Origin of the sequence: Pseudomonas sp. Z3-6 (assembly GCF_051131985.1) — a bacterium.
Classification (GTDB): Bacteria; Pseudomonadota; Gammaproteobacteria; order Pseudomonadales; family Pseudomonadaceae; genus Aquipseudomonas; species Aquipseudomonas zanjanensis.
In genome coordinates this window covers 3,329,464-3,345,010 of record NZ_CP071644.1, presented here as the reverse complement: position 1 = coordinate 3,345,010, position 15,547 = coordinate 3,329,464, and the positions used below count along the sequence as shown (strand labels likewise).

The 15,547-nt window shown below is 61.3% G+C and carries 13 protein-coding genes and 1 pseudogene; 6 read left to right on the top strand and 8 right to left on the bottom strand.

The window, feature by feature from the left end; all coding sequences use genetic code 11:
• Positions 1–219: 219 nt before the first annotated feature.
• The 3 genes from J3P88_RS15110 to J3P88_RS15100 form a co-directional block, all read right to left on the bottom strand.
• The gene (locus tag J3P88_RS15110; protein WP_434576215.1) at positions 220–1,473 is read right to left on the bottom strand and encodes an OprD family porin; all 1,254 of its coding nucleotides are present in this window, start codon (positions 1,471–1,473) and stop codon (positions 220–222) included.
• A gap of 94 nt (positions 1,474–1,567) precedes the next feature.
• Entirely contained in the window at positions 1,568–2,872 is a 1,305-nt protein-coding gene (locus tag J3P88_RS15105; protein WP_186705833.1) for a CitMHS family transporter, read from the bottom strand.
• Between the two features lie 55 nt (positions 2,873–2,927).
• Positions 2,928–4,010 carry a 4-oxalomesaconate tautomerase gene (locus J3P88_RS15100; RefSeq protein ID WP_434576212.1) on the bottom strand — a complete coding sequence of 361 codons (1,083 nt, stop codon included), beginning with the start codon at positions 4,008–4,010 and terminating at the stop codon, positions 2,928–2,930.
• A gap of 168 nt (positions 4,011–4,178) precedes the next feature.
• Between J3P88_RS15100 and J3P88_RS15095 the strand changes: the two genes are divergently transcribed.
• Complete coding sequence (locus J3P88_RS15095) at positions 4,179–5,069, top strand: LysR family transcriptional regulator (RefSeq protein WP_003200706.1); 891 nt, start codon at positions 4,179–4,181, stop codon at positions 5,067–5,069.
• Here the strand turns inward: J3P88_RS15095 and J3P88_RS15090 are convergent.
• The gene (locus J3P88_RS15090) at positions 4,994–6,235 is read right to left on the bottom strand and encodes an MFS transporter (RefSeq protein ID WP_434576210.1); all 1,242 of its coding nucleotides are present in this window, start codon (positions 6,233–6,235) and stop codon (positions 4,994–4,996) included. The two genes, J3P88_RS15095 and J3P88_RS15090, sit on opposite strands and share 76 nt — an antisense overlap.
• 267 nt (positions 6,236–6,502) lie before the next feature.
• Here J3P88_RS15090 and J3P88_RS15085 point away from each other — a divergent pair, with 267 nt between their 5' ends.
• The gene (locus J3P88_RS15085) at positions 6,503–6,961 is read left to right on the top strand and encodes a winged helix-turn-helix transcriptional regulator (RefSeq protein ID WP_434576208.1); all 459 of its coding nucleotides are present in this window, start codon (positions 6,503–6,505) and stop codon (positions 6,959–6,961) included.
• Positions 6,962–6,967: 6 nt separating this feature from the next.
• Here J3P88_RS15085 and J3P88_RS15080 read toward each other — a convergent pair whose 3' ends face one another.
• Positions 6,968–7,843, bottom strand: a complete 876-nt coding sequence (locus J3P88_RS15080; RefSeq protein ID WP_434576475.1) for a LysR family transcriptional regulator — start codon at positions 7,841–7,843, stop codon at positions 6,968–6,970.
• 141 nt (positions 7,844–7,984) lie between these two features.
• Here J3P88_RS15080 and J3P88_RS15075 point away from each other — a divergent pair, with 141 nt between their 5' ends.
• Positions 7,985–8,854: an SDR family oxidoreductase gene (locus tag J3P88_RS15075; RefSeq protein WP_434576206.1), complete on the top strand. Its 870-nt coding sequence runs from the start codon at positions 7,985–7,987 to the stop codon at positions 8,852–8,854.
• 42 nt (positions 8,855–8,896) lie between these two features.
• Here J3P88_RS15075 and J3P88_RS15070 read toward each other — a convergent pair whose 3' ends face one another.
• On the bottom strand, positions 8,897–9,151 hold the full coding sequence (locus J3P88_RS15070) for a YceK/YidQ family lipoprotein (protein ID WP_434576204.1): 255 nt from the start codon (positions 9,149–9,151) through the stop codon (positions 8,897–8,899).
• A gap of 151 nt (positions 9,152–9,302) precedes the next feature.
• On the opposite strand from J3P88_RS15070, the pseudogene J3P88_RS15065 reads away from it, so the two are divergent.
• Positions 9,303–9,942: pseudogene (locus tag J3P88_RS15065) on the top strand (LysE family translocator).
• A 197-nt stretch (positions 9,943–10,139) separates the two neighbouring features.
• Here the strand turns inward: J3P88_RS15065 and J3P88_RS15060 are convergent.
• Complete coding sequence (locus J3P88_RS15060) at positions 10,140–12,194, bottom strand: 2Fe-2S iron-sulfur cluster-binding protein (protein ID WP_434576202.1); 2,055 nt, start codon at positions 12,192–12,194, stop codon at positions 10,140–10,142.
• Positions 12,195–12,368: 174 nt separating this feature from the next.
• Complete coding sequence (locus tag J3P88_RS15055; protein WP_434576200.1) at positions 12,369–13,976, bottom strand: ATP-binding response regulator; 1,608 nt, start codon at positions 13,974–13,976, stop codon at positions 12,369–12,371.
• 101 nt (positions 13,977–14,077) lie between these two features.
• Between J3P88_RS15055 and J3P88_RS15050 the strand changes: the two genes are divergently transcribed.
• Together J3P88_RS15050 and J3P88_RS15045 are read left to right on the top strand one after the other, a co-directional pair.
• Positions 14,078–14,716, top strand: coding sequence for a response regulator (locus J3P88_RS15050; protein ID WP_434576198.1), 639 nt, complete (start codon positions 14,078–14,080; stop codon positions 14,714–14,716).
• A 318-nt stretch (positions 14,717–15,034) separates the two neighbouring features.
• The gene (locus J3P88_RS15045; protein ID WP_250963690.1) at positions 15,035–15,532 is read left to right on the top strand and encodes a hypothetical protein; all 498 of its coding nucleotides are present in this window, start codon (positions 15,035–15,037) and stop codon (positions 15,530–15,532) included.
• Positions 15,533–15,547 lie beyond the last annotated feature (15 nt).

Sequence of the window (15,547 nt, the reverse complement as noted above, 5' to 3'; positions counted from 1 at the left end):
GCAAAGCATCCTACCAAAAGGGTGTACTGTTCACTTAAGAGCGCTGATAAATCCGTGGCGAGGGAGCTTGCTCCCGCTGGGTCGCGAAGCGGCCCCAAAACCTGCCGAACGCGTAACACAGACACACCTCACCCGCCGGCTCACGACCGCTTCGCAGCCGAGCGGGAGCAAGCTCCCTCGCCACAGGTCCGTCGTTGTTTCTTAAATGAACTGCACGCCCTACCAAAGCGCGATGTCGTAGGTGAAGTAGATCCGATTACTGTCACGCCCCCGTGAAAAGTCCGAGCGATAGACGTAGTTCCGCACCTTCACCCCCAGCCCCTTGAACGTACCCTGCTGCACCACGTACGCGATCTCCGCGTCACGTTCCCACTCTTTGACCGTGGTGTCGGACTTGCCGTCGTTACCGCTCAGATAGCGGGTGGAGAACGTCAGGCCCGGCACACCGAGGCGCGCGAAGTCGTAGCCGTAACCGAGCATCCAGGTCTTCTCGTCTTCCTCGATGAACTTGCCGATCCCGACGTTACTGAAGGAATACACCGTGGCGCCACTGATGTAAGGCAGGCCCGCCTCGCCGCTGAGGGTCTGGTAACCGGCACTCAACGTATGGCCGACAACGGCGTAGGACAGCGACCCGCTGAGCATGTCGTTGTCGATCTTGCTGCCGTAGGCCGAACCCGAATCGACGCTGTTGAAATAGCGCAGGTCGCTGGTCAGTACCCCGGCACCCAAGGGCAGATCATGCTGGATACCAGCAAAATTCTGTCGATAGAAATTCTCCAGCTCGCCATAGAAGTAGCTCAGGCGGATATTTTTACCCAGCTTGTAGTCGGCGCCGGCATAGCTGAAGTCACCGGACTCATCGCCGCCGTAGCCGTCGGGCACGATGGGCATGCTGTCGCTCGAATCCCGCAGTTTGAAACGCTCCAGATGCCCGCCGGTGAGGGTGAGGTTATCGATGTCACTGCTGCTGATCTGGGTGCCTTGGTAGGTCTGGGGCAACAGCCGCGCATCGTTGTAGATCAGCACTGGGGTCTTGGGCAGCAAGGTGCCGTGCTTGAGCGTGGTCTTCGCGAACCGGGCCTTGGCGGTCATGCCCGCGCTGGCGAACTCGTCGGCGGCGCGACCGTCGTCATGCACCGGTAGCAGGCCGGTGCCGCTGCGGCCACGCCCGGAGTCGAGCTTGACCCCGAGCAGGCCCAGGGCATCGACGCCGAAACCGATCGTGCCCGGCGTAAAGCCTGACTGGTAATCCAGCAGGAAACCCTGGGCCCATTCGGTGCGCTCACTCTTGGCCGTCCTCGCCGCCCGTGCGCTCATGCCGTGCTCATCGCGGAAATTTTCGTTGAAATAGACGTTGCGCAATTGCAGCTTGAGCTTGCTGTCGTCGATGAAACCTTCGGCGCTGGCCGAGGCCAGGGGCAACAGGCCAAGGAGTGGAAACAAAGCCCCGCGGGTAAGCAAAGTGGTCATGTCGAGCTACTCGTTGTTGTTATTGGGCGTGCAGGCCGGCGCACACCCCCTTGCGGGGCGTGTCAGGCAGGCAGCTAAAAGTGCGGCGGATGAATCAGGAGAACAGCGTCAGCGCCCCGGTCAGCAGGGCCAATGCAGTAATGACCAGGGAGGTGAGCACCGCCCATTTGATGGTGGCTTTCTGAAAGTCGCCCAGGTCGCGGTCGACCATGCCCACCAGCAACAGGGTCGAGGCCACCAGCGGACTCATCAGGTGCACCGGCTGGCCAAGAATGGACGCCCGGGCAATTTCCACCGGATCGATCCCGTAGGCCGCCGCGGCGTTAGCCAGGATCGGCACGACACCGAAGTAGTAGGCATCGTTGGACAACACGAACGTCAGCGGCATGCTGGTAATCGCCACCACCAACGGGAACAGATGGCCCCAGGACGGCGGAATCCAGTCCACCAGGGTTTGTGCCAACGCATCGACCATCTTCGTCCCGGAGAAAATCCCGGCGAAAATGCCCGCGGCAAACACCAGCAGGACCACGGTCATGGCGTTGCCCGAATGGGCGAGAATGCGTTCCTTCTGAATATCCAGCTGCGGATAGTTGATCATCAGCGCCAGGACAAAACCGATCAGGAACAGGATCGCCGAGTGCATGAGCCCCATCACCAGCGCGACCATCACCGCGACCACCAACAGCAGGTTGACGTAGGCCAGTTTCGGACGTTTGTGTGGCGTGTCTTCCATGATCGCGTTGATGTAGCAATTACCACCGCCGCTTTGCAGCTGGACATTGCCGATGCGCTTGCGCTCGGCACGGCCCAACAGGAACGCCGTGAACACCACCCATGCGGCCCCACCGATCATGGTCGGCAGCAACGGCACGAAGTACTCACCGGCATCCAGGCCCAGGGCTGCGATGGCACGGGTCGCCGGGCCGCCCCAAGGGGTCATGCCGCTCATGATGCTCAAGGAGAGCATGGAAACGGTCGCCAGGATCATCGGGTTCATGCCGATGCGCTTATACAGCGGCAGCATCGCGGCACAGGTGATCATGTACGTCGTCGTGCCGTCACCGTCCAGCGCCACCAATAGCGACAGCAGCGCAGTGCCAACGGCGATTTTCATCGGGTCGCCATTGACCCGCTTGAGGATCTTGCGGATCAGCGGGTCGAACAGGCCGGCGTCGATCATCAGGCCGAAAAACAGGATCGCGAACAACAGCAGTGCCGCTGACGGCGCGACCATCTTCAGGCCATCCAGCATCATCTTGCCGGTGGTCCCGCCAAAGCCGCCAAGCACGGCAAAGACGATCGGCACCACCGTCAGGGCGACGATGGGCGACAGCCGTTTGGTCATTATCAGGAAGGTGAAGACCACCACCATGGCCAAGCCAAGTAAAGCGAGCATATGTCAGATCTCTTGTTGTTATTGAGTCGCTGATGCAATGACGAGGTCTGCCTGGCTAACCGGCCAGGCGCCGGGAAACCGTGGCGTATACAAAACCTGAAAAAAGGCGGCGGGCGGTGCGTACTACCGAGGCTCGAATGGTCTCACCCGTTTCGCCGGTGTAGGACAACACGACATCGATACCGCCGCTAGGGTGCTCGATGCGAACCTGCTGCAAACGAGGCTCGCTGCCGCCACCGATCAGGTTGGCCGCGACACTGCCGTGGGTCACGCAAGCCGTCGCCAGGCCGATGGAGCCGGTGATTGCCAAGGCGCGGTGACAGCTGTGGGGCATGAAGTAGCGCACCTGGAGGGTCCCGCCAGACTTGGCCGGCGACACCAGGACTGGCTTGGGGATCACCATGTCGCTGACGTCACCCAGGCCCATCGCCCGGCCGGCTTTGAGCCGCAAGGATTCCAGGCGCTGCATGAAGGCCTTGTCGGCGTCCAGTTCAGCGGGGCCTTCGTCACCGCGCTTGCCCAGTTGGCTGGCCTCGACGATCAGCATCGGCATCGCCATGTCGATGCAGGTCACCGCAATGCCGTCGATCATGTCCAGGGGTTGCCCGGTTGGGAAGAGCTTCCCCGTCTTGCTGCCCGCGGCATCGAGGAAGGTCAGTTGCACCGGGGCGGCCGTGCCGGGCACGCCATCGATGGCGGTGTCGCCTTCGTAGCTGACCTTGCCTTTCGGGGTTTGCACGTCGGAATTCACGAAAGTCCCGGTATTGAGGTTGCGAATGCGCACCCGGGTCAGCTCGCCGGTAGCCTTGACCAGCCCCTGCTCGATGGCGAACGGGCCGACGGCGCAGAGCATGTTGCCGCAGTTGGGCGCGGTGTCGACCCGACGCTGGGAAACCATGACTTGAACGAACAGATAATCGACGTCGGCTTCCGGGTGCAGCGATGGGCTGACGATCGCCACCTTGCTGGTCTGTGGGCTGCCGCCGCCGATGCCGTCGATTTCCAGTTCGTGGCCGGAGCCCATCAGGTTGATTAGCAGCTCGTCACGTTCGGCGATGGCGACCGGCAGATCCCAGGCGAGAAACACCGGGCCTTTTGACGTACCGCCGCGCATCAGCACACAAGGAATTCGCTTCATGAACATTAACTCTTGTTGATCAATCTGGATAATTGATGTTCTGGACACAAGAGTGGCAGGGTTTAAAAAGTGTTTCCAATGCAAATATCGTCGCCATTATTGCGTTTCACAAAAGAATTATTCTAGGATTCGCCCAGGGCTCACCGCCCTTCCCCAGCGAGAGAAAACATGGAATATGAACTGCAGGACATACGATCTTTCGTGAAAATCGCTGAACTGGGCAGTTTCCACGAGGCCGCCGATGCATTGCACCTGTCCCAACCCGCCTTGAGCCGGCGGATGAAGAAACTCGAGGAAGGCTTGGGGACCGCTTTGCTCGATCGCACCACCCGCAAGGTCAGTCTGACGAGCGTCGGTCGTGACTTCCTGCCCAAGGCGCGACGCCTGCTGGATGATTTCGACGACTCGATCCTCAATATCCGCGAGCTGGCGGAGCGACAGATCGGCCGGGTGACCTTGGCCTGCATCCCCACGGCGGCGTTCTATTTCCTGCCTTCGGTGATCCGCCTCTACAACGAGCGCTACCCGAAAATCCGCATCCGCCTGCTCGACCTCAGCGCCAATGAAGGGCTCGAAGCGGTGTTGCGCGGCGAAGCCGATTTCGGCATCAACATGATGAGCGGCCAGCACCCGGACATCGAGTTCGTGCCCCTGGTCAACGAACCCTTTGTGCTGGCCTGCCGGCGCGACCATGAGTTGGCTGAACGCAGCGCGGTCACCTGGTCGGAACTCAGCGATTACCGGTTGATCGGCGTTGGCCGCCTGAGCGGCAACCGCATGCTGCTGGACCACGCGCTGTCGGGCCTGAGCTGGCGCCCCCAGTGGTTTTACGAAGTACAGCACTTGTCCACGTCATTGGGACTGGTGGAGGCTGGCCTGGGCGTGTCGGCGATGCCCAGCCTGGCGATGCCGGCCGGGGACCATCCAACGCTGGTCAGCGTGCCGCTGATCGAGCCAGTGGTAAACCGCTCACTGGGCCTGGTCTACCGCCGGGGCGCATCGCTCTCCCCGGCCGCGGAGAAATTCGTCTCGATCCTGCTTGAACAGTGGCCGCAATGAAGCGAGAGCCGCCACACCACCAGCGCGGCGAGGCTGATTGAGCCGCCCAGCAGGCTGACCGCCATCCAGCCCCACAGCGCATAGACCTGGGTCGCGGCCATCGCGCCCAGTGCACTGCCCACCGAGTAGAAAAACATGTAGGCGCCGACCATGCGGCTTTGGGCGTCAGGCCGTGCAGCGAAAATCAGGCTCTGGTTGGTGACGTGCACGGCTTGCACCGCGAAGTCGAGCAACACCACACCGCAGACCAGCGCAATCAGGGAGGTCTCGGTCAACCCGATGGGCAGCCAGGAAAGCGTCAGGAGCCCCAGGGACCAGCCGGTCACCCGTTGTCCAAAACCTTGGTCAGCCCAACGTCCGGCGCTTCTGGCCGCCAGGGCTCCTGCGACGCCAGCCAGGCCGAACAGGCCGATGGTGGTGTGGGAAAGCGCCAGCGGCGCGGCGCTCAACGGCAGCACCATGGCCGTCCATAACACCGAAAAAGCGGCAAAGACCAGCAAGGCCAGCAGCCCCCTGGTCCGTAGCATCGGCTCGGTCACGAACAGCATGAACAGCGAACGGATGAGCGCCAGATAGGGCTCCCGGTTGCGGGGCGACACGGCGGCAGGCACCACGGCCCAGAACACCGCTGCGATGATCAGCATCAAGCCCGAGGAAACGAAATAAACCCCACGCCAGCCCGCCAGATCGGCGATCACTCCAGAGATGAACCGCGCCAGGAGAATCCCCAGGACGACGCCACTGGTGACGGTTCCCACGGCCTGTCCCCGTTGGGAGGGCGAGGACAGCGCGGCGGCATAGGCCACCAGCACCTGGACGACCACCGCCAGCAGCCCCATCACAATCAGGGCGCCCAGCAACGCCAACCAATGCTGGGCTGCGCCGACGGCCGCCAGCACAATCGCAGACAACACCAATTGGGCGAACACCAACCGTTTACGGTCGACCTTGTCCCCCAGCGGGACGATGAACAGCAACCCCAGCGCGTAACCCACCTGGGTGGCCGTCACCACGACCCCGATCAACCCTGAAGCGACGCCCAGACTCTCGGCCATCGACGCGAGCAAGGGCTGGGCAAAGTAGACGTTGGCGACGGCCAGTGCGCAGGTCACGGAGAACAGTAACGTGAGCGACGGCGAAAGGCCCGGGCACTGCTGCGCACTCAAGGAACCCGTGGCGAGGGAGCTTGCTCCCGCTGGGCTGCGAAGCGGCCCCTTTTGTGAGCGCTTCGCACTCAAGCGGGAGCAAGCTCCCTCGCCACGCTGGGCTTCCGAAGACTGCGAGGTGAAACCATCGGCCTCTGCTGTCATGCATGTCTCCTTGGCGCTAAACTAGTTTCAATTAAAAACCTGATTGAATTGTTGCCCGATCAGGTTTTTATTTGCAACCACAAATGCCGACCAACTTGGCATTGCTTTCCAAAGGGTCAAAAAATGGAAACCGCTTCAACGCAAAACAACGAATGCCCGGTCGCCAGGACACTCGGCGTGATTGGCGATCGTTGGTCGCTGATGATCATCCGCGACGCCTTCGACGACATCCGCCGCTTCAGTGAATTCCAAAAAAGCCTGGGCGTGGCCAAGAACATCCTGGCATCGAGGCTCAAAGCCTTGGTCGAGGTCGGCGTGTTCGACGTTCGCCCCGCCTCGGATGGAAGCGCCTACAAGGAATACGTCCTGACAGAGAAAGGACGGGAGATTTTTCCGGTGGTGGTCAGCCTGCGGCAATGGGGTGAACGCTTCCTGTTCGAGCCGGGAGAAACGCGCTCCGTGCTGCTGGACAACGCCTCCGGCCAGGCGCTCATGCCGATGGAGGTTCGTTCCTCAAGTGGCCAGAAACTCAGCCCGACCGACTGTCACAGGGTGAGGCTCATGGCCGACAACCCAACGTGAGCGCTTTTATCCCTGCAACACCAGCGACAGGTCCGGATACCTGGCGCACATGAATTCGACAAAGGCCCGCACCTTCGGCGCAGCCAGCCGCCGGGACGTGTGCAGGACCCAGAGTTCGGCTTCCTTGCCCGTTACCGTGCCCCACTGGACCAACTCGCCACTGGCCAACGGGTTCCAAGCGATCGACTGTGGGAGAAGAGCCGCCCCACCACCGGCGATGGCCGCGTCGCGGATCATCAGGAACGAAGAGAAACGCAGCCTGGGGATCGGCTCCAGGACCAGGTGACCGCCATCGAGTGTCCAATGGGCCGGCTCGAAACTCGACACCACAATGCCGGGAACCGAACGGAGAGCGCCGGGCGCAGGCTTGGGTACTTCAGGCGCAGCCACGACGACCAGCCGGTCCTTGGCGAAGCAGCGGCCGACCAGATCGCTGTCCGGGCTCGGGTTGATCCGGATCGCCACGTCAAATTGTTCCTCGACGAGATCAACCACACGGTCCTCGGCAATGGCCTCGATCGTGACGTCAGGATAGGCCGCGCAAAACTCGGCGCCGATGCGTCCCATCGCGAGCTGCGAGAACAGGACCGGGGCAGCGACACGCAAGCGTCCGCGCGGCGTCGATACGCCCTCCTTCGCCGCCGCCATGGCTTCCGCCACTTCGGCCAATGGCCCCTCGGCCCGGGCCAGCAGCAGCGCGCCGGCCTCGGTGAGCTTCAAGCCGCGGGCGCTGCGCTCGATCAGCCGGACACCCAATTGCTCCTCAAGGTCGGCGATACGACGCGACAAGGTGGCCTTGGATATGCCGCTGGCACGGCTGGCCTTGCCCAACCCTTCGTTGGTGGCCACGAGGGTGAAATCGGTCAACGCGTTCAGGTTCATGCTGTTCCACTTATGCAACGGAGTGTCTACATCCTGGCGTCTTCGTTTTACTCCTGCAACACAATATCGTTTGTCCATCGCCACGGACCGACAAGGCCGTAGCGGACTCTGACTCACCTACCCTTTTGCAGGAGATTCAAAATGAGCATTCTCGTTACCGGCGCCACGGGCACCCTCGGATCACTCATCGTTCAACGCCTCGCCGGCGCAGGCGCCGAGGTCAACGCCCTCGTGCGCCAGCCCGGCAAAGGCACGTTCCCGGCGGGCGTCGCTGAAGTCGTTGCCGACCTCACCGACGTCCCTTCGTTGCGCAATGCACTGGCGTCGGCACGGACGCTGTTCCTGCTCAACGCCGTGACCCCCGACGAGGTGACGCAAGCCCTCATCACCTTGAACCTCGCTCGCGAAGCCGGCATCGAGCGCATCGTCTACCTGTCGGTGATCCATGCCGACAAGTTCACCTATGTGCCGCACTTCACCGGCAAGCACACGGTCGAGCGCATGATCGAAAGCCTCGACATCCCGGCGACCATCCTGCGGCCGGCTTACTTCATGCAGAACGAATCGATGGTCCAGCAGACGATCCGGGACTATTCGGTGTACCCGATGCCGATCGGCTCGGTGGGCGTGTCGATGATCGATGCCCGCGACATCGCCGACATCGCCGTCGCCGAGCTGCTGCGCCGCGACAGGGCGCCTTCGGCCCTGGATCGGATCACCCTGGACCTGGTCGGCCCGCAAGTACTGACCGGTGCCGCCGTGGCGAAGATCTGGAGTGCCGCCCTGGGTAGCGAAGTCGCCTATGGCGGTGACGATGTGGCCGCCTTCGAAGCGCAATTGGCCGCGTACGGTCCCGCGTGGCTGGCTTATGACATGCGCCTGATGATGGCTGGCATCCAGACGTTTGGCATGCAGGCGGCCGAAGGAACCGTGGAACGATTGCAGGCGATCCTCGGACGCCCGTTGCGGACCTACGAAGACTTCGTTCGCGAGGCCGTCGCCGGGGTTTGATCCCCTGGCGCGAGGGAGTGGGTCCGAATCATTTGGAGAGACCTACTCCTCGGCAGGCCTCATATGAAAAATCGTATAAGGCAGGATCAACGTATCGGCGATGATACTGAAAGGCAGGTCAATGATTGCAAACGGCGCCAGCGCGCGTGAGTAAACGTCGTTGTCGTTCGTCGCGCCCTTGATGATCTCGATATCGGTGGCCGCACCGCAGTATGGCTGGCGGCCGCAGAGTTGCCCCATGCCAAAGGTTTCGTTGGCCGTCGCACAGCCTGCCAGCAGCGCCATGATCAAAGTCATTATTACGATCCGCATGACGCTCGCTCTCCCTGAAAGGCTGGACTGTAGCACCGATGGCGGACGACCTATAGGGCATGTTGGAAGACTGGAGCGGCGACGCCAGGTTCTCCTGTAGGATGCTCACCCTGTCAATCAGTCGCGAATGTGAACAATGGAACTGCACTCGATTCTCGCCTTTACCCTGGTCGCGGCCATCGCCATCGCCAGCCCTGGACCTGCCACCTTGATGGCGATCAATAACAGCCTGGCCTACGGCCCGCGCTACGCGGTGTGGTCATCGGTGGGCAACGCCAGCGGGCTGTTCTGCCTGTCGGCCGCCGCCATGCTGGGCCTCGGCGCGTTGCTCGCCAGCTCCGAATGGCTGTTCAATGCGGTGAAAGTCCTGGGGGCCGGTTATCTGTTCTACCTGGGTGCCAAGCAGTTGTTCAAGAAGCCCGATACTCACCCCGGATGTGCAAGTGGATGGCACGACCCGCAAGCCATCGCGTTCAAAACTGTACAAGTCGGCGTTCCTGACGGCCATCACCAACCCAAAGGCGACGATGTTCTTCACCGCCCTGTTCCCGCAATTCATCGACCAGAGCGCCGCGCTGCTGCCGCAGTTCCTGATTCTGACATCGATATTCGCCGGCTTGTCGCTGGTGTCCTTGAGCCTGTATGCAGCCATTGCCGCCCAGGCCAAAGGCGTGTTGAGACGGCCCGAATTTTCCGTGTGGATCAGCCGGCCCGTCGGCTCGACCTTCATCGGCTTCGGCGCGGCCATCCTGGCAATGCGTCGGCCAGCCGCTTAGGAGGGGAGCTTGCTGCGTGAAATCCAGGTGACTGAACCACCGCCTTCGCGAGCAGGCTCGCTCCCACAGGGATTTGGGATCGGGCACAAGATTTGTGTTCACTGAGTATCCAATGTGGGAGCGAGCTTGCTCGCGATGAGGCCGGCCCATCCAACATCACCGCAAACTGACACGCCGCCTTCGTTGCGCCGAGGGATCTAAACCTCAAGCACCAACGGCTCGCTCCCTTGGGCCGGCACGGCGCAGCAGATCAGCACTTCACCTTCGCCCACCGGTTCGGCCGGCTGGCTCAGGTAATGCACCTGGCCACGGCTCAAGCGGGTTTTGCAGGTGCCGCAGGAACCGCCGCGGCAACTGAATTCCGGGGTCAGGCCGCGCGCTTCGGCCAGCTCCAACAGCGTTCCACTGCCAGGCTCCCAACGAGCTTCCTTGCCGGAACTGGCGAACAAGACCTTCACCGCCTCGCTCGCGGCCGGTACTTGCTGGGGCGCCGGGACACTGACTTCGATATCCCGCACAAGGGTGGAGGGCCCGAAGGTTTCCGCATGGATGCGGTCGTCAGGAATGCGCAATTTACGCAGCCCGTCATACAGCGCCTGGGTAAAGCTGCCCGGCCCGCACAGATAGAAATCGTAGTCGTTGAGCGGCAGCAGCCGCTTGAGCAGTTCCACATCGATCCGGCCTGCCAGATCGTAGCCTTCACCTGCCCCCGCCTCGGTGGGCGGTTGGCTGACCATGCGCAGCACCTGCAGCTTGTCGCCGGCACGGGCGGCCAGCTCGTCGATCTCTTCACGGAACGCCAGGTCGGCCACCGAGCGGGCGCTTTGCACCAGCCAGACCGGGCGCATGCGGCTGATGCGCTGCCCCTGGTAAACCACCTCGCGCAACATCGACAACAGCGGCGTGATGCCCACCCCCGCAGCCAGCAACACCAACGGACGGCGCTCGGTGGGCTGGACCGTGAAGTGGCCCTGGGGCGCCCGCGCTTCGATCTCATGCAGCGCCCGCACCTGTTCATGCAGATGGGACGACACCGATCCATCGCGCTTGACGCTGATGCGCAAGAAATCATCCGACGGTGCGCTGGAGACGCTATAGGTCCGGATCGACGGGGTTTTGTGCCCCTCCAACAAAATCCGCACGGGCACATGTTGCCCGGCTTCAAACCGGGGCAAACCCAAGCCATCGCTCGCCTGTAGATAGAACGAGCGAATGTCGGGGCTCTCGTCCACCACCCGCTCAACTTGCAACGAACGCCAACGGCTGCGCAGCGCCTCGGCCTGCAAGCGCTCGGCGGCCTGCTCCCAACTGCCGGTCATCAATGAATTGGGCGAGTCGCCCTCGTCCTGGTCCTTCCAACGCAGCGCGATGGCGGCCGGGCGATGGACGATGCGCTGCGGCGTGAAGCGCAGCAGCCGCTCGGCGCCCTGGAAGGCACTGATCTCGGGATCGTCCAGCAGCACTTGCGCCGAACCGCTCATTTGCAGCAAATCGCCGCTCTGGAAATCGACGAACACCAGCCCAGCCCGTGGGTTGAGCAGGATATTGCCCAGGGTGTTGAAGAACAGATTGCCGGAAAAGTCCGGGATGGTCAGCGATCCGTCTTCGTCCATGCGTACGAAGCCCGGCTTGCCGCCGCGATGAGAGGCATCGACCTGCCGCTCGCCGTCACGCACCACATAGGTGGCGATATAAAACGAATCGGCCGCCGTCACCAGGCGCCGCACCAACGGGTCCGAGACGGTCAATTGACGCGGCGCAACAGCCTGCGCATCGACAAATTGGTACTGACGCAGATTGATGTAGCGAGGGCAGTTGCCGTAGGCCTGGCTCACGGCAATCTCCAGCCCTGGGGCAAGCTGACGGCACACGACGCCGTTCATGCGATTACGTCGCCGGGTGTGCAATTCGATCCCCAGCATGCCGATGGCATCGCCCTCGCCCATGCCTTCCTGGGCCGGGTCGTTCGGCTCGGGCTCGAGGTTGATGTGCAGGGTCTGCGGATCGGGCGAGTTCATGAAGCCCGGTTGTCCTGCGCGCAGGGTCGCCCAGACATCGCCTTGGCGATCCACCGCACCCAGCACCACGAAAGGCAACTGGGCGTAGAACGCCCGGTGCTGGTCCGGCATCCACGTGCGGGCCAGTTGCCGTTGGCCGACACTGGCCATCATGTCGACGGCCCCGACGGCGCGCTGCAGGGTCAGCTCGCCTTCGTGCCAGGGCGAGGTTTGGGCTTTCACGACTTCGTCCATCAGCGACTCCTCGCACCCGCAGCATGAATGCCTGCGCCAGTGCGCTATGGTTAAGGACTCTCCGCCAGCTTCTGCACGGGCGTGCAAGTGGCTGGCGTCATCTTCTGCCCAAAGCGGCTGCGCAGGAATACGCACAAACTGCAATCCACCGTTTCATAAAATGGAACGGTGGGCTCAGGTCCTGACACGGGCGAAATGCTTGGTCAATTCGAGCAGGGTCACCCGCAACTCCGGAGGTCGCACGGGCTTGGCCAGGATTGAAATGTTCATATGGTGCAACGAATGACGAATTCTTTCGATTTCATGGCCGGTCATGATCATGGCGGGGACTCCCCAGCCCCGTTGTTCCCGAATCGCGGCGATGCATTCGGAACCGGAGACCTTCGTACCCAGGTCGAAGTCGGCAATGATGATGTCGCAGTCACTGGTCACCCCGACCCCGTCGCTGTGGGTTTCCACTTCACAGCCCCATTTTTCCAGTAGCGCTGACGTTGCCATCAGCACGTTGGCGTCGTCCTCCACCAGGCACACCCGCAAACCTTGCAAACGGCCTTGCGTGGGCACCGGCCTGTGTGCCGCGACCCTTGGCGCGACCGTTTCCAGCCCCTGGATCATCGCGCGTGTACCCTTGCCCAGCCGGGAGTCCAGCCGGATGTCCAGGTTGATCAACTGGCTGATGCGCTTGACGATGGACAACCCCAGGCCCAGCCCTTCGACGTCCTTGTCCCGGACGTGGCGTACCCGATAGAACTCCTTGAATACCTCGGGCAGATGCTCGGCGGCAATGCCCCGGCCCTTGTCGTAAATGACAATGGCGACGCCACGGCCTCTGGGACGCACGCCGATCAACACCGGTTGGCCGGGGGCGTATTTGAGGGTATTGGAGATCAGGTTCTGCACCATGGTCGCCAACAGCCCGGCGTTGACATTGACCCAGTGTCGACAAGGCCGCAGGCGCAACTCGACACCGGCCCAGCGGGCGGCTTCGGTGTTCTGCTTGACCACGTCCTGGAGCAACGTGCCCAGGTGCACGGGTTCGGCCTGCGGTTCAAGTTGGCCGTTATCGAGGGTGTAGGTATCCAGGATCGAACGAAACAGCTGCGACACGATGTGCAACGAGCGGTCGATATTGTCTACCAGTCGCAACTCTTCCTGCCCCAGCCGGGCATCGCGCAGGCAAGCGGTAAACAAACCGATCGAGTGAATCGGCTGGCGCAAGTCATGGCTGGCCTGGGCCAGGAAGCGGGATTTTTCCTGGTTCGCGGCAATCGCCTCTTCCGAAGCGATGCGGGTACGGGTCAGCAGGATATGCGCGTAGGCAGGCACCACAATGGTGGTGACGATCAGCATCAGGAACAGGTAGGGCTGGCCACGCCAGAACGGCGTGAGCAGGAAAATCACCACCAGGGTCGCCAGGGCGATAGCGGTTGCCAGCGCCAGGTAGCGCGAGCCGAAACGCATGCCATTGCCCAACGTGACCCAGAGCAATGCAGCGTACACCGGTAGCAGTCCCTCCCCACCCACGATCAAGGCGAAGGCGAGGCTTGCATAATCCAGGGTCATCGCAAAAAGACGACGCAGGAAAAAGTGCCCGGGCCAACGCTTGATCGCCATCCGCAGCGGGACCGCGGCACCAAAGAAAAAGGCCATGTACCACAGGATCGGTACATAAGTTTCGAAATCACTGGCCAGACAGGCCACCACAATGATGTAGAGCGCGGTGCAGGCACCGACCGTCAACCTCAACGTCGCCTGATCAAGCTCGCTATTCTTTTCCGTCATAACCACAGGATTATTCCACACGAAAGGTTGTTTCAAACTTGAAACCCGAGGGAGCAGTTTAGGTTACGATGCGCGAACTTGAACTCAGAAGGATCTGAAGCATGACCTGCCGAGTTATTGTGGCCGATGACCATCCTTTGTTTCGTGAAGGTATGTTGAGAACCATCGAACGGCTTCTGCCGACGGCCACCATAGAACAAGCTGGCAACCTGGACGAAGTGCTGGCTCTGGCGCGGTCCGGCATCGAAGTGGACTCCCTGGTGCTGGATTTGCGCTTCCCCGGTATTAAATCGCTGCAGGTCATAAGCCAGTTGCGTCATGAATTCAAACGCACCTCGATCATTGTGGTTTCGATGGTGGATGACAGGGATGTTATTTCCCAGGTCATGGCGCTGGGTGCCGACGGTTTCATCGGTAAGAATATCGACCCCGCCGATATCGCCGACGCCATCATGGCGATTCGCGAAGGCGAAGTAGTGGTCAAGTATCAGGCGGAAAACGCCATCCTCGATGATGCACTTTCGCAACTGACCGCTCGTCAGCGACAAGTGCTTGGTTTGATCGCCGCCGGCAAGACCAACAAGGAAATAGCCCGGGCGCTGGGCATTTCCCCCTTCACGGTACGCATCCATGTCTCAAGCCTGCTCAAATCCCTGGGTGTTCCCACACGTTCAGCGGCTGCGGCGCAATTTCCCAACGTTCCAGGCGATGGCCGATGGTTGGGCAAACCGCAGACGTGAAGGTATGACGTCGTGAATAATCATTGAGCGTTATCCCCCCTGCCCGCCGCCAAGGCCATAGCACACTTGTACTATAGCTTCGCTCCGTACTCTCCCCTAAGCTGAAGACGCTCTGAAAAAAGCGGCTCGAACAGCCAAACATAAAACAAAACCAACGCGCCATACAGACGCCGTGCCGTATCACTGTGCCTATTGAAAAGTTACGGCGTGCCAAGCCCGTGGATTAAATAAATCGCTCGGCGGCGCAATGCTGGATCAACTTCACCGTCTGCCCGGTTGAAGTGGAAGGGTCCTGACATCAACTCAAGGAAAGTCATTATGTCCTTCAACTATGGAAAAACACTTGGAAATGGATTGGCACTGTGCGTGCTGGCGGGCGTACTCAACGGCTGTGCAAACACCGGGGACTTGGGTAAGTTGATGAACACCCTGAACCAGGGAACCCAGAAGTACGACGTCACCTACCTCAAGCAAACGATCATTCCGGGCAAGACGACAAAAGGCCAGATCACGCAGATGTTCGGTGCGCCGACCAACGAGGAACTCAATTCGACCAGCACCAGCAACGAGTCGAACTGGACCTATGAAAAGAATGATGAGGGCCTCGATAAGTACATGAAGCTGGCCCATAAGTACGTGTCGACCGAAACGAGCCTGAAGATGTATGAAACCTCGGCACAACTGGCCAAGGCACAAACCGTGGCCAACGACGTCAGCAGCGTGACCGGCACGAAAACAGGCCAAAGCCAGACCCAGGGTTCGGTATTGACCATCTATTTCATCGACGATGTCGTGAAGTACTACAGGGTCTACTGACGCAATGGCGCCATC

What these genes read in the sequence shown, in the direction of transcription:
- J3P88_RS15110 (WP_434576215.1), bottom strand. Translation starts at nt 1,473, where the DNA reads ATGACCACTTTGCTTACCCGCGGGGCTTTGTTTCCACTCCTTGGCCTG.
- J3P88_RS15105 (WP_186705833.1), bottom strand. Translation starts at nt 2,872, where the DNA reads ATGCTCGCTTTACTTGGCTTGGCCATGGTGGTGGTCTTCACCTTCCTG.
- J3P88_RS15100 (WP_434576212.1), bottom strand. Translation starts at nt 4,010, where the DNA reads ATGAAGCGAATTCCTTGTGTGCTGATGCGCGGCGGTACGTCAAAAGGC.
- J3P88_RS15095 (WP_003200706.1), top strand. Translation starts at nt 4,179, where the DNA reads ATGGAATATGAACTGCAGGACATACGATCTTTCGTGAAAATCGCTGAA.
- J3P88_RS15085 (WP_434576208.1), top strand. Translation starts at nt 6,503, where the DNA reads ATGGAAACCGCTTCAACGCAAAACAACGAATGCCCGGTCGCCAGGACA.
- J3P88_RS15080 (WP_434576475.1), bottom strand. Translation starts at nt 7,843, where the DNA reads ATGAACCTGAACGCGTTGACCGATTTCACCCTCGTGGCCACCAACGAA.
- J3P88_RS15075 (WP_434576206.1), top strand. Translation starts at nt 7,985, where the DNA reads ATGAGCATTCTCGTTACCGGCGCCACGGGCACCCTCGGATCACTCATC.
- J3P88_RS15070 (WP_434576204.1), bottom strand. Translation starts at nt 9,151, where the DNA reads ATGACTTTGATCATGGCGCTGCTGGCAGGCTGTGCGACGGCCAACGAA.
- J3P88_RS15060 (WP_434576202.1), bottom strand. Translation starts at nt 12,194, where the DNA reads ATGGACGAAGTCGTGAAAGCCCAAACCTCGCCCTGGCACGAAGGCGAG.
- J3P88_RS15055 (WP_434576200.1), bottom strand. Translation starts at nt 13,976, where the DNA reads ATGACGGAAAAGAATAGCGAGCTTGATCAGGCGACGTTGAGGTTGACG.
- J3P88_RS15050 (WP_434576198.1), top strand. Translation starts at nt 14,078, where the DNA reads ATGACCTGCCGAGTTATTGTGGCCGATGACCATCCTTTGTTTCGTGAA.
- J3P88_RS15045 (WP_250963690.1), top strand. Translation starts at nt 15,035, where the DNA reads ATGTCCTTCAACTATGGAAAAACACTTGGAAATGGATTGGCACTGTGC.